General features: G+C 51.9%; 17 protein-coding genes, 2 tRNA genes and 1 pseudogene. 14 read left to right on the top strand and 6 right to left on the bottom strand.

Annotation, left to right across the window (positions count from 1 at the left end):
* Positions 1 to 79: 79 nt before the first annotated feature.
* Positions 80 to 979 (bottom strand): YicC/YloC family endoribonuclease, encoded by a 900-nt coding sequence (locus CUZ56_RS03110; protein ID WP_338056640.1) that lies wholly within the window; start codon positions 977 to 979, stop codon positions 80 to 82.
* A gap of 50 nt (positions 980 to 1029) precedes the next feature.
* Here CUZ56_RS03110 and CUZ56_RS03105 point away from each other — a divergent pair, with 50 nt between their 5' ends.
* The 5 genes from CUZ56_RS03105 (at position 1030) to hemW (ending at position 5485) form a co-directional block, all read left to right on the top strand.
* Positions 1030 to 1929: a serine/threonine protein kinase gene (locus CUZ56_RS03105; protein ID WP_126978091.1), complete on the top strand. Its 900-nt coding sequence runs from the start codon at positions 1030 to 1032 to the stop codon at positions 1927 to 1929.
* A gap of 12 nt (positions 1930 to 1941) precedes the next feature.
* The gene (locus CUZ56_RS03100; RefSeq protein ID WP_338056639.1) at positions 1942 to 2841 is read left to right on the top strand and encodes a PP2C family protein-serine/threonine phosphatase; all 900 of its coding nucleotides are present in this window, start codon (positions 1942 to 1944) and stop codon (positions 2839 to 2841) included.
* A gap of 85 nt (positions 2842 to 2926) precedes the next feature.
* Positions 2927 to 3652: a ribonuclease PH gene (gene rph, locus CUZ56_RS03095; RefSeq protein WP_126978089.1), complete on the top strand. Its 726-nt coding sequence runs from the start codon at positions 2927 to 2929 to the stop codon at positions 3650 to 3652.
* 29 nt (positions 3653 to 3681) lie between these two features.
* A complete protein-coding gene (gene rdgB / locus CUZ56_RS03090; protein ID WP_126978087.1) occupies positions 3682 to 4299 on the top strand; it encodes an RdgB/HAM1 family non-canonical purine NTP pyrophosphatase in 618 nt (205 codons plus the stop codon).
* Positions 4292 to 5485, top strand: coding sequence for a radical SAM family heme chaperone HemW (gene hemW / locus CUZ56_RS03085; protein WP_126978085.1), 1194 nt, complete (start codon positions 4292 to 4294; stop codon positions 5483 to 5485). Before rdgB ends, hemW begins: the two co-directional genes overlap by 8 nt.
* Before the next feature lie 5 nt (positions 5486 to 5490).
* On the opposite strand, the gene CUZ56_RS03080 is transcribed toward hemW, so the two are convergent.
* Positions 5491 to 7233 carry a VanW family protein gene (locus CUZ56_RS03080; RefSeq protein WP_126978083.1) on the bottom strand — a complete coding sequence of 581 codons (1743 nt, stop codon included), beginning with the start codon at positions 7231 to 7233 and terminating at the stop codon, positions 5491 to 5493.
* A gap of 314 nt (positions 7234 to 7547) precedes the next feature.
* Between CUZ56_RS03080 and eco the strand changes: the two genes are divergently transcribed.
* Positions 7548 to 8030 carry a serine protease inhibitor ecotin gene (eco, locus tag CUZ56_RS03075; RefSeq protein ID WP_204250805.1) on the top strand — a complete coding sequence of 161 codons (483 nt, stop codon included), beginning with the start codon at positions 7548 to 7550 and terminating at the stop codon, positions 8028 to 8030.
* A gap of 16 nt (positions 8031 to 8046) precedes the next feature.
* On the opposite strand, the gene CUZ56_RS03070 is transcribed toward eco, so the two are convergent.
* Positions 8047 to 8601, bottom strand: a complete 555-nt coding sequence (locus CUZ56_RS03070) for an NUDIX hydrolase (RefSeq protein ID WP_126978081.1) — start codon at positions 8599 to 8601, stop codon at positions 8047 to 8049.
* 120 nt (positions 8602 to 8721) lie between these two features.
* On the opposite strand from CUZ56_RS03070, the gene CUZ56_RS03065 reads away from it, so the two are divergent.
* From CUZ56_RS03065 to CUZ56_RS03030, 8 genes and pseudogenes are all read left to right on the top strand, one after another.
* Complete coding sequence (locus tag CUZ56_RS03065; RefSeq protein ID WP_126978079.1) at positions 8722 to 9417, top strand: fumarylacetoacetate hydrolase family protein; 696 nt, start codon at positions 8722 to 8724, stop codon at positions 9415 to 9417.
* Between the two features lie 79 nt (positions 9418 to 9496).
* Entirely contained in the window at positions 9497 to 10303 is an 807-nt protein-coding gene (gene pgeF, locus CUZ56_RS03060; protein WP_126978077.1) for a peptidoglycan editing factor PgeF, read from the top strand.
* 246 nt (positions 10304 to 10549) lie between these two features.
* On the top strand, positions 10550 to 11737 hold the full coding sequence (locus CUZ56_RS03055; RefSeq protein ID WP_126978075.1) for an acetyl-CoA C-acetyltransferase: 1188 nt from the start codon (positions 10550 to 10552) through the stop codon (positions 11735 to 11737).
* A gap of 38 nt (positions 11738 to 11775) precedes the next feature.
* A complete protein-coding gene (gene phbB / locus CUZ56_RS03050; RefSeq protein ID WP_126978073.1) occupies positions 11776 to 12513 on the top strand; it encodes an acetoacetyl-CoA reductase in 738 nt (245 codons plus the stop codon).
* Positions 12514 to 12630: 117 nt separating this feature from the next.
* Positions 12631 to 12706: transfer RNA gene (locus tag CUZ56_RS03045), tRNA-Glu, on the top strand.
* Positions 12707 to 12756: 50 nt separating this feature from the next.
* Positions 12757 to 12833, top strand: a tRNA-Asp gene (locus CUZ56_RS03040).
* Between the two features lie 631 nt (positions 12834 to 13464).
* Positions 13465 to 14274 carry a class I SAM-dependent methyltransferase gene (locus tag CUZ56_RS03035; RefSeq protein WP_162615236.1) on the top strand — a complete coding sequence of 270 codons (810 nt, stop codon included), beginning with the start codon at positions 13465 to 13467 and terminating at the stop codon, positions 14272 to 14274.
* Between the two features lie 21 nt (positions 14275 to 14295).
* Positions 14296 to 14577: pseudogene (locus CUZ56_RS03030) on the top strand (ATP-binding protein); the annotation flags it as partial.
* A 218-nt stretch (positions 14578 to 14795) separates the two neighbouring features.
* On the opposite strand, the gene CUZ56_RS03025 reads toward CUZ56_RS03030, so the two are convergent.
* The 3 genes from CUZ56_RS03025 to CUZ56_RS03015 all read right to left on the bottom strand — a co-directional run bounded on the left by CUZ56_RS03025 (position 14796) and on the right by CUZ56_RS03015 (position 16724).
* Positions 14796 to 15461 carry a hypothetical protein gene (locus tag CUZ56_RS03025; RefSeq protein WP_126978069.1) on the bottom strand — a complete coding sequence of 222 codons (666 nt, stop codon included), beginning with the start codon at positions 15459 to 15461 and terminating at the stop codon, positions 14796 to 14798.
* A gap of 120 nt (positions 15462 to 15581) precedes the next feature.
* Positions 15582 to 15863: a hypothetical protein gene (locus CUZ56_RS03020; protein ID WP_126978067.1), complete on the bottom strand. Its 282-nt coding sequence runs from the start codon at positions 15861 to 15863 to the stop codon at positions 15582 to 15584.
* A gap of 21 nt (positions 15864 to 15884) precedes the next feature.
* Positions 15885 to 16724, bottom strand: coding sequence for a transporter substrate-binding domain-containing protein (locus CUZ56_RS03015; protein WP_126978065.1), 840 nt, complete (start codon positions 16722 to 16724; stop codon positions 15885 to 15887).
* Between the last annotated feature and the right edge of the window lie 81 nt (positions 16725 to 16805).

Raw genomic sequence — 16805 nt, 5'->3', positions numbered from 1 at the left:
ACAGCGGGGTGAAGGCTCGGCTATGCAGACTGAATGTTGTATAAATGCCGCAGATCGGCAAAACAGGATGAAACCAGGTTTATTCGATATTTTGTACCTGTTCGCGCATCTGCTCGATCAGCACTTTCATTTCAACTGAAATCTGCGTCAGTTCAATCGTGGCTGATTTGGAACCCAGGGTGTTGGCCTCGCGGTGCAGCTCCTGAATGAGAAAATCCAGCCGTTTGCCGATTTCTCCGCCCTTGGCCAGCAGTCGGTCAATTTCATCCAGATGGCTGGCCAGCCGGGTCAGCTCTTCGGCTACGTCAATGCGCAGCGCGAATGCGGTGGCCTCAGTCAAGGCGCGCTCCTGCACGCTGTCGGCAGAGAGTGTTTTAGACTGCGGGTCGGCCTGCTGCATGATCTGCTGCCAGCGTTCCAGAAAACGCTGGCGCTGCTGTTCCACCAGTTGTGGAATCAGCGGCCCTGCCTGTGCGGCCAGGGCGCGCAGTTTGACCACACGCTCACTGAGGCTTTGTCCGAGTTTTTTGCCTTCGCGTTCGCGCGCATGCATCAACTGATCAAGCGATTTCTGCGCCAGTTGCAGGATTTGCTCCTGCATATTTTCCAACGGAGCGGGATGTTGTGCCAGACGTAAAACATCAGTCACACTCAGGGATCTCACATCTGGCAGCCAATTGCGTACAATATCGCTAAGCCGTGCCAGGTTTTGCAGTGTGGAAACAGGAATTTGCCCTGTGATTTGGTCGGAAGTGTTTTCCAAGGAAATACGCGTTTCGACTTTACCACGCTTGAGTTTGCTGGAAATTAACGTGCGCAACGTTGGTTCACAGGCTCGCAACTCATCTGGCAAACGAAAATTGAAATCGAGAAAACGGCTGTTAACTGAGCGGATTTCTATATGAATAACGGGCGCATTGGGTGCCGCAGCATTTTCTGCGGGGTTGGATTTTGAACAGGATGTTGCATAACCTGTCATGCTGTAAATGGGCATGATTGTTTTAGAATGTAAAAAATAATATTGCCATTATGACAAAGAATAAGCCTGCTGCATTACCTCCCGGTACGGCCTTACATGGTTATCAGATACTGCGCAGAATTGCCAGTGGCGGTTTTGGGATTGTTTATCACGCCATTGATAAGGATGGCACGCCTGTAGCCATTAAAGAATACATGCCTGCCTCACTGGCTGAGCGTCTGGAGGGTGAACGCTCGCCGCGGATTCTGCCAGAAAAAACCAAACTGTACCGTCTGGGGCTGAAAAGCTTTTTTGAAGAGGGTCGGACCCTGGCACAGATTGAGCATCCCAGTGTGGTCAGTGTGCTGAATTTTTTCCTGGAAAACGATACCGTTTACATGGTGATGAACTACCTGGAAGGGGCCAACCTGCAGGATTTCATCATTACCGCTAAAAAAATGCGTAAAAAACAGGGTGTGCTGGGCGAAGCCACCATTGTTTCGCTGTTTGACGAGGTATTGCACGGGCTGCGTGTGGTGCACCAGCATAAGATGCTGCACCTGGACATCAAGCCGGCCAATATCTTCATTACCGATACAGATAAAGCGGTTCTGATCGACTTTGGTGCTGCCAGAGAGGTGATTGCCGATGAGGAAAAATTCATCCGCCCGATGTATACCCCTGGTTTTGCTGCACCTGAAATGTATCGCCGTGATGGCAATTTAGGCCCCTGGACTGACCTGTACGCCATTGGCAGTTGTATTTTTGCCTGTATGCTGGGTATTCCACCGGATGAGGCGACTAAACGGACTGAAAAAGACCGGATTCCGATGATGCTGACCAAACTCAAGGGCATTTATTCGGATCATCTGCTGGAACTGGTGAACTGGGCCATGTTGCTGGACCCGCTTTCCAGGCCACAGAGTGTGTTCAGTTTCCAGCGGGAACTTAATTATGCTGGAGTAAAGTAAGCGGTTTATCGCATGACCATGAGATTTTCTGTTTCAGAACTGAGTCAGCGTGGCGGACGTGCTAAAAACGAAGACCGCTCTGGCTACACGCAAACCGAGGAAAGCGCCCTGTTTATCCTGGCGGACGGCATGGGCGGGCATCCGGATGGGGAAATGGCGGCTGAAATTGCCGTGCGGGAAACCATCGAGCTGTTCCACCGTGATGCGAAACCTGTTATCCATGATCCGGCGCTGTTTCTTTCTACTGCACTGCGTACCGCGCACCATCGAATCATTCGTTATGGTACCGAGCAGGGGTTGATGGACGTGCCCCGCACCACGGCAGTTGCCTGCGTGCTGCAAAAAAACAAAATCTGGTGGGCCCACTGCGGAGACTCCCGTTTGTATCTGGTCAGGCAGGGGAAAATTCTGATCTGTACAACCGACCATTCTTATATCAAAAGCGGACGTCAGCCATTTAAGATGGATGGCACGCTGGCTGCTGTTAACCGCAGCATGCTGTATGCCTGCCTGGGCAGTGCCACATTGCCCATGATTGAGGTTTCCGGGCCATTTGATCTGGTGCAGGGAGACCGCATTTTGCAGTGCTCAGATGGTTTGTGGGGCTCTGTGGATGATGAAGACATCCGCGATGTGCTGAGCATGAAATACGATATCGCCAAGGCGGTTTCCGTTTTGGTTGCCATGGCTTTGGATAAAGCCGGAAAATCCAGCGATAACGTGACGGTGATTGGTGTGGAATGGCAGCCACACGAAATGCAACCAGAGGTTTCGCAGGAACAGGTTGCTGAGCCTGTGGAAAACGAACCGTCCTCTTCGCCTTTTGCCAATAAGTTTCAGTTTGACGATGAGATAGACCAGTCGATCAACGAAATCAATGAGGCATTGCAGCGGACAAATCGTTCCGAATAGTTGATGCGGGCGGTTTGAAGTGTTTTAGACCCGCGTCAGGTGCGGGTACCGTCAATGTGGCAGCATTTTTAATCAGGGGAAAATAATGACTTTTCAGCGTTTCCAGGAGCGCCCGTGGGATTCTCTTCGTGAGGTGCGCATCAGCCGCCATTTCACTTGTTATGCAGAAGGATCTGTTTTGATCGAAATGGGCAACACCCAGGTGCTGTGCACTGCATCGGTGGAAGAAAGGGTGCCTCCGCATAAAAAAGACAGTGGTGAAGGCTGGGTGACAGCCGAATACGGCATGCTGCCACGTGCCACGCATACGCGCGGACAAAGAGAGGCGGCCAAAGGCAAACAGAGCGGGCGCACGCAGGAAATTCAGCGTCTGATCGGCCGTTCATTGCGTGCCGTATTTGATTTAAAAGCCCTGGGGCCGCGTACCATTACGCTGGATTGCGATGTATTGCAGGCCGATGGCGGCACACGTACTGCCAGCATCACAGGGGCCTGGGTTGCTGCTTACGATGCAGTCAACTGGTTGCTGGAACAGGGGAAAATCCAGCACTCTCCCATCTTGGATTCGGTAGCGGCCATTTCAGTGGGCATGGTGCATGGCACCGCACTGCTGGATCTTGAATATACAGAGGATTCTGCTTGCGATACCGATATGAATGTGGTGATGACCGGCAAGGGAGGCATGGTGGAAATACAGGGCACAGCGGAAGGTGAGCCTTTCAGCCGTGCGCAACTGGATACCATGCTGGCGTTGGCGACCAAGGGCATCAACGAGCTGACAGAGCTGCAGCGCGTGGCGCTGGCGGTTTGATTTTGTGATTTTGAATAGAGGTATTCACGGTGGAACTGATCCTGGCATCCAACAATCAGAACAAACTCAAGGAGCTGAACGCATTGTTATCCCCCTTGGGGTTTCATTTACTCAAGCAGGGCGATCTTAAAATACCTGAGGCCGAGGAGCCTTTTGACACCTTTGTGGAGAATGCACTGACAAAAGCCTGTCATGCCGCCAGACTGGGCGGCAAACCGGCCATTGCCGATGATTCCGGCATTTGCGTGCAGGCGCTGGGCGGTGCACCCGGCGTACAGTCGGCGCGCTATGCGCAGCAGCCTGACGGACCGAAAAGCGATGCGGCCAATAATGAACTGCTGCTGCAACGCATGCAAGGGCAGGCAGACCGACAGGCGCGGTTTGTCTGTGCACTGGTGGCGGTACGCCATGCCAACGACCCGGAGCCGCTGATTGCCACCGGCCGCTGGAATGGAGAGATTTTGCATGAACTGCGTGGCAATGGTGGTTTTGGTTATGACCCTTTGATGTTTATTCCTGCGCTGGGGAAAACTGTGGCAGAACTGGATGCCCACGAGAAAAACCTGCACAGCCACCGGGCCCAGGCCATGCAGCAGATGCTGGCGCTGATGAAGTCTTACTGGGCAGACAGTCTCTCCCATGCCTGAAGCGCCAATTGTTTTTCAGGGACGGCAGTCCATTGCATTAACTGAACTGCCGCCGCTCTCACTGTATGTGCATTTTCCCTGGTGCCTTCGCAAGTGTCCGTATTGTGACTTCAATTCGCATGCATTGCCTGCCGATGGTGTACCGCAAACAGCGTATTTCAATGCCTTGTTAAGCGATTTGCAGACCATGCTGCCGTTGGTCTGGGGGCGCTCGGTGCAGAGCGTATTTATTGGCGGAGGTACTCCCAGCCTGCTAACCCCTGATGGTGTGAACGAGTTGTTATCGCAGCTACGAGCCTTATTGCCGCTGGTTCCGGGCTGTGAAATTACGCTTGAAGCCAATCCGGGTACGTTTGAAGCGGATCGTTTTCAGGCTTTCAGCCAGGCGGGGGTGACGCGCCTTTCGCTGGGGGTACAGAGTTTCAATGATCAAAAACTGAAAGCGCTGGGGCGTGTTCACAATGCGGCTCAGGCGTGCGCTGCAATTGAAGAGGTGCAGAAACACTTTGCCACATTCAATCTGGACCTGATGTATGCATTGCCAGCGCAAAGTCTGGATGAGTTAAGCGCTGACCTGAATACAGCGCTGGGTTATCAGCCACCGCATATCAGCATTTACCACCTGACGATGGAGCCTAACACTTATTTTGCCAAGTATCCGCCACAGGTTCCGGATGATGATCTGGCAGCCGAAATGCTGGATCTGATTACCGAGCGTACCGGCCGTGCTGGCATGCTGCGTTATGAAATATCAGCCTACGCCAAAACCGGGCATCAGTGCGCGCATAACCGCAACTACTGGGAGTTTGGGGACTATATCGGCATAGGTGCCGGGGCACATGGCAAGATCAGTTTTCCAGACCGCATTGTGCGGCAGGTGAAACACCGCGATCCGATGCTGTATATGCAAAAAGCACTGCAGGGCCAGGCGCTGGCGCAGGAGCATGTTGTCGCGCCTGACGAGCTGGCTTTTGAGTTCATGCTCAATGCACTGCGTTTGAAAGAAGGCGTTGCCTTGCGGCTGTTGACGCAACGCACCGGATTGCCGGTGCAGGCGGTTACTGACCCGTTGGAATGTGCTGTACAGCAGGGGTTGCTGGAAAACGATGGCTTGCAGATCAGGCCGAGTGCCAAAGGGTTTGATTTCCTAAGTGACTTGCAGGAAATGTTTTTACCGCCAACCTGACCAGCTTATGGTTTGAGTGCATTAGTCAGCGCTTGTTTTAAGCCTTCCACATCGCCGGCCGTAATAGGCGTCCATGCCAGATCGGCGGTCAGGCCACAGGCAGGCGTGGCCAGCACCGGCTTGCCCAATGCAATGGCCTGCAGCAGCCCGCGCGGCATATGTTCCACCCAGGCGGGTAGTACCACCACATCGGCCTGCCGGATGCCTTCGAGCATGGATGCTGTGCGCTGTACATTGAAGCCATGCCACAGATCTGGTGTTTCTGCTGCGCCTGGCGGCAGTAGCAACTGCACAGGCATGTCCAGCGTACGCAGTGCTTCGCGCAGTTCGTAAACACCTTTACGCGCCAGTGATGAGGCGGCCAGCATGACTTTAGGTTTTTGCCCGGTGTCAGGCGGGGCGTATTGTTCAGAGGCCGTGGGCTTCAATTCAGGTACCAGCCAGGGCAGGGCGATGCCTTTGGTGCCAGCCAGCTTCAGTATTTCGGCATGGGGTGTGACCCAGTGGCTGGCAGCGGCAAGCGCTTCCTGCTCCGCCTGCATCAGGTGTTGATCAGCGCGAAAGTCGCTTAACGTGGTGGTTTGCGGGTAAAGCTGTACCGCTTCATCTAGCCTGCGCTGGATGTCGGGGATGGGCAGCGCGGTCATCAGCACATAGTATTCACGCCCGCGTAGCTCTCCGGCCATCCACAACCACGGCAGCAGGGATTGGGGTATGACCAGATGGGTGTCTGATGCATCCAGTTGGCGCATCAGGTTGCGCGCAATGTGGCTGAACCGGCTGTTGTGCGCTACCGGCAACGGGTGGCCGCGCCAGATATGAAAGCGCCGCATCAGGCGCGAGTTGAAATTGGCAATGCGCGTGCCCAGCGGTGGGGCGGCATCAGCCTGGGCAACAGTGGAAAGCAATTTGTCCTGCTTGCCAGCCTGTTGCTGGCGCCATTGTGCAAATTCAGGCCATTCTTCTTCAGTGACCAGCCAGGTTTTATGTGTATGCAACGGAATGTCTCCTACATGCAGGTAGCAATCGGTGCGGCCGCATTGTGTGCAGTCGCCCATGGCATCGGGCGCACGGTGTTTTTGGGGCTGCACAGCCACCAGAGGAATGTGTTTTTCCTGATGTTTATCTGCCAGAATGCGCACCGACAGGTGCCGCCCATCCATCTTGACCTGAAGCAGCCAGGGGTGGCTGGCGCGTATGCGCAGGTCGCGGTAATTCCAGAACACAGTGGCATCGCGGTCCTGCTCGGCCAGCGATCCGGCAATCACCTGCGAATGGCGATGTCGCTCTACAACTTCAAGTCCGGCCTGCAGGGCGGCATCGTAAATGCCGTTGGACAACTGGCACAGCCCGCCGCCAATGGTGGGAATGATGCAGCCTTCGCGCAGCTCACGCCCCTGAGCATAACCGCGCTGGTGTGTCGCTCGCCCGATCTGTTTCCAGAAGCTGAAAATTTTCCCGGCCGGTATGACCAGGCCGTCCAGATGTCGCGCAGCCTGGCGCAGGTTATGAATTTTTCCCGCAACCAGCATGCGTGCTGTTTCTTCCCCTGACCATAAGGGAGAGCTTGATTCGGACAACAGCCTGCCGTTTGGCAGGTGCTGCCCGGGGGCATGTCGTGGAATGCGGTGATATACATTCTGCACAGTGCGTTGCATACGCAGACCCCAGGCTTTGCATTCAAAGACAACGCCATGCCAGCGGGTTGGCAGGTCAGCACCGGAAACTTTTTTTTGCGTGGACTTCATACAAATATGATGGCAACCAGTTCAGTTTATGAAAAAGCTCAATGGTGTTCTATGCATAGATGCACGATGGTTTGGCGGTGGCATCGGCATGAGAAACACATGGCAATTGGATATCCTGTCAGGACAGTGTACTTGCAACAAACAGGGTTATTTTCAATAGTACACTGTGATGCGGGGTCTGCTGTTCGGCACTTCGATATGGTTGCGGCAGCAGCTCCTTCTGCTGAAATCAAGGTGGCTACCTTGCATGAGGGAACCATTGCGGTTGGCAGGACTCCTATATCCATTGACTGAAATGAAAGGGATCTGTTTCGATGAATAAAATGAAAAACTTACTGGCATTGACACTGGGTTCTTTTGTGATGATGCAGGGCGCTATGGCAACACAGCCGCTCAAAGAGATTGCACCTTATCCTGAGGCAGAAAAAGGCTTTACACGGCAGGTGATTTTTCTGCCGGCACTGCCCGATGAAAATGACGCCAAGGTTGAACTGCTGATTGGCAAGACGATTGAGGTGGATTGCAACCGGTATTTTTTTGGTGGGCAGTTACGCACTGAGACTTTGCAGGGCTGGGGTTATGACTACTATGTGCTGGACGAGCTCAAAGGGCCTGCCGGTACGTTAATGGCATGTCTGGATCAGCAGAAGAGAGAAGCCTTTGTCACCATGCAGCCGCAGGGTTTGCAGCGCTATAACAGCAAATTGCCGATTGTGGTGTATGTGCCTGAAGGGGTGCAGGTGAAATACCGCATCTGGCAGGCTGAAGACGAAGTGAAAACCGCTCAGGAACAATGAAGCTGTGATACGCCGCCTATTTGATCAAATCGGCGGTGTGCACTGTGCTTCCCAGCGTGTGTTGCTGTATGTCCTGAAAGTAAAGCCTGAGCGCGGTTTCTATGGTTCTGAATGCAAGATGTTCCCAGGGAATATCATTTTCAGAAAACAACCGGGCCTCGATGCTTTCAGGGCCTGGTGCAAAGCGGTCTGAAGTCAGTTGAGCCAGGTAAAAAAGATGCACCTGACCGGCAAAAACCACATTCATGACGGCAAAAAGTGCGCCCATATTGAAGGTGGCGCCGGCTTCTTCCACCGTTTCGCGCGCAGCCCCTTCAGAAGTGGTTTCGCCGAGTTCGAGAAAACCGGCGGGCAGTGTCCACAAACCATAGCGGGGCTCAATGTTGCGGCGGCACAGCAATACCTGGTCATTCCAAATGGGGATGGTGCCCACCACATTGATCGGATTCTGATATTGAATGGCACCACAGGCCGGGCACACGGCACGAAGGCGCGAGTCGCCCGGCGGTATCACAAAATGAATGGTATGGCCGCATTCGCGACAAAATTTGATGGTGGGAACAATAGACATAGCAACAGTTTAACGATATCCGGGAAAATGTACATTCCAGCAGGGTATCAGCAGGCACGATGCCCTCTTCAGATGGCATGATTGGTACGATATCATCTTTATCTTGGCAAGGAGTTTGGTGTGAGTTTTATCATTGATCCTCCGGCTGTTGCAGCCGTTCCTGTTGCAGGACAGTCCCATTTGTTTCCGGTGCACCGCATCTATTGTGTTGGCCGTAATTATGTAGAACATGCCCAGGAAATGGGACATAGCGGGCGTGAGGCGCCGTTTTTCTTTTTAAAACCTGCTGATACGTTGCTGCCAGCGAAAAGCGGCCAGGCAGTGGATATGCATTATCCTGGGCTGACCTCCAACCTGCACCACGAAGTGGAGTTGGTAATTGCCATTGGCATGGCGGGCAAAGATATTGCGGTAGAGGATGCCATGGCGTATGTCTGGGGCTATGCTGTCGGGCTGGATATGACGCGCCGCGACCTTCAGGGTGAGGCGAAAAAACAGGGGCGTCCGTGGGACATTGGCAAAGGGTTTGAAGAGTCTGCTCCCATTGGTGAGATATTGCCCGCAGCCCAGGTGTTTGACATTGACCAGGCAGCTATCTGGCTGGATGTGAACGGCCAGCGCCGCCAGCAGGGCTCTATCGAGCAACTGATCTGGAATATACCGGAGATCATTGCAGCGATTTCCCGTGCCTGGACTTTGCAGCCTGGCGACCTGATTTTCACTGGAACACCTGCCGGGGTAGGTGCCGTTGTGCAGGGCGATGCTTTGGTGGCGCATGTGGACGGGCTGCCGGAATTGGCTGTGAAGATTATCTGAGCGCCATAACAGTGCTATAACGTCAGGCAAATGCATTTGCCTGCATCTGAATGGAAGCCTCTTGTTTTGAGAAGACCACATGAACATGCGTATCGATGAGCAGGCGTTGATTATTCCTGACTGGCAGCCTCCTGCTGGGGTTCGTGCGCTGATGACGACCCGCGCAGGCGGCGTGAGCCAGGGGCCTTACGCCAGTTTAAATCTGGGAATGGCCACTGGTGATGATCCGCTTGCCGTGCAGGAAAATCTGGGCCGACTGCGGCAGACGCTGTCTGCATATGGGCAAAGTGTTGCATCCGCATGGATGTTTCAGGTGCATGGCACACATACGCTTGATCTGGATGATGAAACCACCCGCCAGCAGTTAAAAGCAGGGCGGGTGTTGCAGGCAGATGCCAGCTTTTGCACCACGCCGGGCATGGCCTGCGTGGTTCGTGCAGCTGACTGCATGCCTGTATTGCTGGCTGTTCCTGGGGGCGTTGCGGCAGCACATGCCGGTTGGCGCGGGCTGGCCGGTGGTGTGATTGATGTTGCACTGCAAAAATTATTGCAAACAACCAAGCAAAAACCGGATCAGGTGGTGGCCTGGCTGGGGCCGTGCATCGGGCCGGATGCGTTTGAAGTAGGTGATGATGTCAGGGATGCTTTTATACAGAGGCACTCCGACAATGCAACTGCCTTTCGGCCTGGGGTGGCATCAGGCAAGTGGTATGCCAATTTGCCGTTGCTGGGCCGGCTGGCACTGGAGCGTGCAGGCGTCAATCAGGTTTATACCGATGGCAGATGTACGGTTACGCAGGAAAATCTGTTCTTCTCCTACCGTAGAGATCAATCGCGTCTGGGTGGAAGCGGGCGTATGGCGGCATGCATCTGGCTGGATGCATAAATGTCGGTGAAACGTTAAAAATCAGGGTGCCCGTAGGGGTATTTCGCTCTGAAACTCAAATGGTTTGCATGCGGGCGCAAAATATTTTTTTGCAATGCAAAAAGAGGGTAGAATGGCATAGAGAAAAACAGTTAGATCTGCAGTTTCAACAGCTTACCGCATCCATTCAGCGGGAGCAGGAATTGTTTTTAATGCAAGAGGCTTGCGGCTTAGGCCATTGACTCATTTACTCAAGGAGATAATTTTATGAAAGAAGTCGTTATTGTTTCGTCTGTCCGTACTCCGATCGGCAAGTTCGGAGGCAGCCTGGCCACAACGACTGCCATGGATTTGGGCGCTCTGGTCATCAAAGAGGCACTGGCACGTGCGAATGTCTCTGCCGATAAAGTGGATGAAGTCATTATGGGCCATGTGCTGACGGCCGGGCTGGGGCAGGATCCGGCCCGCCAGGCAACGCTGAAAGCAGGGTTGCCCAATACCGTGCCAGCCACCACCATCAACAAGGTGTGCGGTTCCGGCCTGAAGTCGCTTGTCTTGGCTGTACAGGCGATTCGCGATGGTGATGTGGATGTGGTGGTTGCCGGCGGTCAGGAAAACATGAGCCGTTCTGCTCACATTCTGCCCGGCTCCCGCGATGGCCAGCGCATGGGCGACTGGAAACTGCAGGACACCATGCTGACAGACGGCTTGACCGATGCCTATGAGCATTACCACATGGGTGTGACTGCAGAAAAAGTGGCACAGAAATATGACATTACACGCGAAACGCAGGATCAGTTTTCCATTGCATCGCAGCAAAAAGCCATTGCCGCGCAGGATGCAGGCAAATTCAAAGATGAAATTGTGCCTGTTGTGATTCCACAGCGAAAAGGTGATCCGATTGTGTTCGAGGCTGATGAATTCATCAACCGCAAAACCAATCTGGAAGCACTGGGCAAGCTGCGCCCGGCGTTTGTGAAAGAAAATGGTACGGTGACAGCCGGTAACGCTTCCGGTATCAATGACGGTGCCGCTGCAGTGGTACTGATGTCGGCAGAGAAGGCCAAAGAACTGGGTGTGAAACCTATTGCACGCATTGTCAGCTATGGCAGCGTGGGGCTGGACCCGGCTATCATGGGTATGGGGCCAGTGGGAGCGATTCAAAAGACACTGAAACGCGCAGGCTGGAAACAGGAAGATGTTGACCTGTACGAAGTGAATGAAGCATTTGCCGCGCAATCGTGTGCTGTGCTCAAAGAACTGGGTTTGGATAAAAATGACAACGTCAACGTGAATGGCGGTGCCATTGCGCTGGGCCACCCGATTGGTGCTTCTGGTACCCGTATTGTGGTGACACTGCTGCACGAAATGATGCGCCGCAATGCCAAGAAAGGTGTGGCTGCACTGTGTATTGGTGGCGGCATGGGAATTGGCATGGCCTTTGAAAAGGTCTAAATTCCTATTGCTGCGCTGAAAAGAGCATGTGGACAGATATGGATCAACGTGTTGCTTATGTCACTGCTGGAATGGGCAGCCTGGGAACAGCAATTTGTCAGCGTCTGTACGAGGCTGACTTCAAGGTTGTTGCAGGCTGCGGGCCCAGCCGTGACTACCAGAAATGGCTGGATGAGCAAAAAACGCTGGGCTATCAGTTCCATGCTTCTGTAGGCGATGTGGCTGACTGGAACTCCACGGTACGGGCTTTTGAAAAGGTCAAGGCCGAACATGGTCTGGTCAGCATACTCGTCAACAATGCGGGCATTACCCGTGACGGTTTTTTTCGCGACATGAGCAAAGAAGACTGGTATGCCGTGCTCTCCACCAATCTGAACAGCCTGTTCCATGTCACAAAGCAGGTGATTGATGGCATGATTGAACAGGGGTTTGGCCGCATCATCAACATCAGTTCTGTTAATGGCCAGAAAGGCCAGATTGGCCAAACCAACTATTCCACTGCCAAAGCCGGCATTCATGGCTTTACCATGGCGCTGGCACAGGAAGTGGCGGATAAAGGCGTGACGGTCAACACGGTCAGCCCGGGTTATATCGGCACGGCACTGGTACAGACCATCCGCCATGACTCCATGGATAAAATCCTTTCCGCGGTACCAGCCAAAAGGTTGGGGCGGCCGCAGGAAATTGCCTCTATTGTGGCCTGGCTGGCATCGGACGAGGCCGGATACGCCAACGGCGCAGACTTTTCCATCAATGGCGGTTTGCACATGGGGTAACAGGGGGTTTTCCCTGGCGAAATATGTCTGCTGACTTCAAAGAAAACGACATATTCTCTTTAACCCAGCACTTGCTTTTTTACTGAAAATTTATTAGAATTCCAAATTCTCTGCGATGTCCCCATCGTCTAGAGGCCTAGGACACCGCCCTTTCACGGCGATAACCGGGGTTCGACTCCCCGTGGGGACGCCACCATATGATGGTGGCAAGGCTGCTGAGGCAGCATGGCATACAGGGTAACTGGAGCGGTAGCTCAGTTGGTTAGAGTATCGGCCTGTCACGCCGAGGGTCGCGGGTTCGAGCCCCGTCCGCTCCGCCAGTTATCTCTATTTGATGCAGGTTTTGGGATGTAATTTTTTTTACCCACCAACCTAACCGCCAAATCAAAAACAAGTTAAAAATGCTTTGGGCATCAGAGGCTTCGTATAACGAGTGTCCATCTAACTAAATAGCTTAGAGCAGGGCGGTACTGATAGGCTGAATCGCTGTGTGATAGTCCAATGTTGCAGAGTGATCATTTATCTGCAGGCAATAAACCAGGCAGCAAAAACTTTTTTGCAGACATCTAAAAACGATATTTTTTCTGATGATGTCGGAATATTATTTATCCTTGCCCTAATCTTGCCGTTGTGGGGCGTGGTGTTCCTTTTTTATGGCCTCGGAAAATCTTATTTATGGACACGCAAAATTCGTTTCCCTGCGTTGTCGTTGTCTGGAAATTATCAAAGCACAGTCAGCTATCAGCCCCCATGTCCCCTCGCGCGCGCGTACATGTCCGTTAATTGTTGCCGGGGAGGGGTTTGAGTCGTCTTACGCACGTGGTGCAACAATCTTTTTTATGGACTCAAGAAACCCTTTAAAATGATACCCTCTGTGTGATACCGTAAAACTCTTTTGAACCTTACCGTATAGTGTTGTGAACCGAGTATGTTATGAGGGAGAGTTGTGTCTTGAGAAATAATAATGCCGTCCGAAAATTTTATGAAAACTGCTATAACGAGGATCGCCGTTTTGCAGATAATCCATTGGAATTTATCCGTTCACAGGAAATCATCGCACGGTATGTGACAAAGCCATGCCTCGCCATCGCCGATATCGCTGGTGCGACAGGCCCTTACTCGTATTGGCTGGCGGAGCAAGGTCATAAAGTACACCTGCTGGATTTATCGGCCAGGCACATTGAACTGGCGAAAATCCATGGGAAAAAAAGCGGTATCGAACTGGCCTCGCTCATCTGCGGCGATGCACGCCAACTGCCCTATGAAGATGACTCCTTTGACTTGGTGCTGCTCATGGGCGCTCTGTACCACCTGCAAGAAAGCGGAGACCGTATGCAATGCCTTAACGAATGCCGCCGAGTGCTCAAGCCCGGCGGGCGGGCAATCTTTGCATATATTTCGCGCTATGCCTCGTTAGTGGATGGATATAAGTATCAGTTTATTGATAATGCAAAATTTCAACGAATCGTGGAAACCGATCTTCGCACAGGGAAGCATGAGAATCCCGAAGGCATCCCCCACTATTTTACAACCGCGTTTTTTCACACGCCACAGTTGATCGCGGAGGAAGTCCGTCAAGGCAGTTTTCAGGACATCAGGCTGTTCGCGGTGGAAGGTTTTGCGAGCCTTATCAATACCGATGATATTATGCGGGATGAAGGAAAAAAAGAACTGCTGTTGCAACACTTGCGGTTGCTTGAAAATACCCCGGAATTATTGGGAATTTCATCGCATATTCTTGCCACCTGTACAAAAGCCTGAGCTCGGTATTCTTGATGAGTTGAGCTGGGCTATTTACCCTTCTCTCAAAAAGGTGGGGCTTTGTTGTTTCATCTCATCAGCCAGTTACATGAGCATGTCAGTATTGTCATTACAACCAATCTGGCCTTCTCTGAATGGGCTACTTTATTTGCTGATGAAAAGATGACCACTGCATTATTAGACAGACTTGTTCATCATTGCGATATTGTTGAAACCGGTAGTGACTCTTACCGTTTTAAACATAGGTCTTGGAGTGGTGCACTTTTAGACCGTTACGCCGGTGCACTATTACACTGTATTTGACATTAATAGGTTCTGTTTGCTGTTAGGCTCAGTTTTTTCAAACTTTGAAGTGTGGTTTGCGGTCTTTTTCAAAATCCGATTTTTCAGGCAGATGCCCGAAACGTGCCAATAAAACCAACACCACAATCGGTATTTCGTCGGTTTTGTCAGTACTGTTTCTGCATATTTTTAGAAATATGGGTTTTTGATACGATTTTTTGAGACCGGATGTGTTTTGTCTACTGAATCCACATCACCATGGTCTGTTTGCCATAAGCAGAAATGCCTAAAGCCGTTGCATTGTACAGGCCGCCTGTTCCATTCATGACCATGCTGACGTTCTCTGCTGTCAGAGTACCAATGGAGCTTACAAGCCCATAACCATTCAAACTGGCACTGTTGGCATTGTAGACGGTCAGATCGGTCTGCCCGGTCAATTCAACCACGCCATTGTTATTGGCGTATGCGCCGTAAGGATTATCTGATTTAACACTGATTGTCAGATCGCGGGCCGTTATATAGCCATTATTTGCTGAGATGCCGGTGGCCCCGGTCCAGCCCGCGGCGGCGTTATAGCCTTCTCCTTGAATATAACTGCCAGTGCCCAGGTCGATACGGGCTTGCTGATCGGCATAAACAACACCTGTTTGGGTCATATTGGTGCTTTCCGCGCGAATACCGCCGCCGCCCGTGACAATGATGCTGGTACCAGCCCCATTGGCATAAATGGCGTATCCAAAGACACCGCTATTCACATAAGGAATGGTGTCCCCGCCTGTCAGATAGTTTGTTCCTGAATATACGAGAAAAGGAGGGTGTGTTGTTTGCGCATGCGCCTGGAAAGATATTCCTCCATATCCCAAAATCACAAGAGATGCAATTTGCACCAAAGGCGTTTTCATCATAAACAATACCTTCACAAATTTAAAGCAACCCAGATGGTGCTTCAGATCTCAGGATAATATAAAACCGTTTTGCTTCTGAAAAACAAAACGGGTATTTGACTGTGTCAGCTATGCGCTTGATTATACTTGGAAATTACCCAAAACAATGGGGACGTGTTCCTGCACAAAAACAGATTCATCCCAAGTCAGAGCATCATCCGGTACATCTGTTTGGTGCTGATGGTTGGGAATAAATATCGCCGGATTATTGGTACATGGAGCAACTGTTAAAGATAGGAAGAAAAATGGCTCACGGTTCCAACTTGAAAGTGGGCATTGCCTTTGATAAATTATTTTTTGAAGTGCTGTGCCTTGAGGTAAAAACAGTCTGGCACAGATAAAAAAACGATAGTGTTTGGTCACTATCGTTTTTTTGTGCAATTGTTAAAAACTGATTTCTGCCGGTAGTTGGTCAGGTGTTACACCGGAGAATTTTTCCAGATTAGCCAGTACGGTTTTTTGTACAAAGCCGCTGGCACGTATTTCTTCAATCCAGTTGTTAACATATTCCAGCATGCGTTTGTCTTCTTCTTTGCGCAAGCCAATGTTGGTTGTGGTTGTCTGAATAGGCTGCGGCAAAATGATTTTGCCGATGTTGGGGTTCTTGCTGTAGATGCGTAGTGCCAGCACAATGGCAAGTACCTGCGCATCGGCCCGACCTGACTGGACAGCCATGGTTGCTTCAGTGGCGCTCTTGAGGCGGATCAGCGTGGCATTGGGGCACATTTTGCTGATGAACTGGTCGTGTGAGGAGCCAATATCCACCGCGATCTTGCATTCAGGCTGGTTGATTTCTTCCCATGTTTTAGGCTCGAACCCTTTGCGGGCAACCAGCACAAATGCGTTGTTAAACAGCGGATTGGTGATGTCGATGGCTTTGGCGCGCTCTGGCGAAGGGTTGACGCCCATGAAGATGTCAATTCTGTTGGATTGCAGTTCCATCACAAAATTACCCCAGGTGGTTTCGTTGACGTCCAGGCTGACTTTGAGTTTGTCTGCAAGGTTTTTGGCAAAGTCAATCATGAAACCTTGCCACTCTCCTGAATTCAGGTCTTTGTGATAGTAGGGCGCTGCGCCTGGAATGGCGCCAATGCGCAGGGTTTTGGTGCGCTGAATCCGGTCCCATGCGCTTTCAGTTCCGCCCTGGGCAAATACAAAAGACGGCAGTGCTGCGGTTAGGCCACCTGCAGTCAGCGTGGCTAAAAATTGACGACGATGAGCCATGAAAATCTCCTGAAAACAGTTGCAAATACAAAGCAATCAATGCATTTGGATGCGATGATGATGTTCAGACCGGTTCAGCGC

The organism is Saezia sanguinis, assembly GCF_003991585.1.
Classification (GTDB): domain Bacteria; phylum Pseudomonadota; class Gammaproteobacteria; order Burkholderiales; family Burkholderiaceae_C; genus Saezia; species Saezia sanguinis.
Note: the sequence above shows the minus strand (reverse complement) of the source record. Positions and strands in the feature narration are given on the sequence as shown.

What these genes read in the sequence shown, in the direction of transcription:
- CUZ56_RS03110 (WP_338056640.1), bottom strand. Translation starts at nt 979, where the DNA reads ATGACAGGTTATGCAACATCCTGTTCAAAATCCAACCCCGCAGAAAAT.
- CUZ56_RS03105 (WP_126978091.1), top strand. Translation starts at nt 1,030, where the DNA reads ATGACAAAGAATAAGCCTGCTGCATTACCTCCCGGTACGGCCTTACAT.
- CUZ56_RS03100 (WP_338056639.1), top strand. Translation starts at nt 1,942, where the DNA reads ATGACCATGAGATTTTCTGTTTCAGAACTGAGTCAGCGTGGCGGACGT.
- rph (WP_126978089.1), top strand. Translation starts at nt 2,927, where the DNA reads ATGACTTTTCAGCGTTTCCAGGAGCGCCCGTGGGATTCTCTTCGTGAG.
- hemW (WP_126978085.1), top strand. Translation starts at nt 4,292, where the DNA reads ATGCCTGAAGCGCCAATTGTTTTTCAGGGACGGCAGTCCATTGCATTA.
- CUZ56_RS03080 (WP_126978083.1), bottom strand. Translation starts at nt 7,233, where the DNA reads ATGAAGTCCACGCAAAAAAAAGTTTCCGGTGCTGACCTGCCAACCCGC.
- eco (WP_204250805.1), top strand. Translation starts at nt 7,548, where the DNA reads ATGAATAAAATGAAAAACTTACTGGCATTGACACTGGGTTCTTTTGTG.
- CUZ56_RS03070 (WP_126978081.1), bottom strand. Translation starts at nt 8,601, where the DNA reads ATGTCTATTGTTCCCACCATCAAATTTTGTCGCGAATGCGGCCATACC.
- pgeF (WP_126978077.1), top strand. Translation starts at nt 9,497, where the DNA reads ATGAACATGCGTATCGATGAGCAGGCGTTGATTATTCCTGACTGGCAG.
- CUZ56_RS03055 (WP_126978075.1), top strand. Translation starts at nt 10,550, where the DNA reads ATGAAAGAAGTCGTTATTGTTTCGTCTGTCCGTACTCCGATCGGCAAG.
- phbB (WP_126978073.1), top strand. Translation starts at nt 11,776, where the DNA reads ATGGATCAACGTGTTGCTTATGTCACTGCTGGAATGGGCAGCCTGGGA.
- CUZ56_RS03025 (WP_126978069.1), bottom strand. Translation starts at nt 15,461, where the DNA reads ATGATGAAAACGCCTTTGGTGCAAATTGCATCTCTTGTGATTTTGGGA.
- CUZ56_RS03015 (WP_126978065.1), bottom strand. Translation starts at nt 16,724, where the DNA reads ATGGCTCATCGTCGTCAATTTTTAGCCACGCTGACTGCAGGTGGCCTA.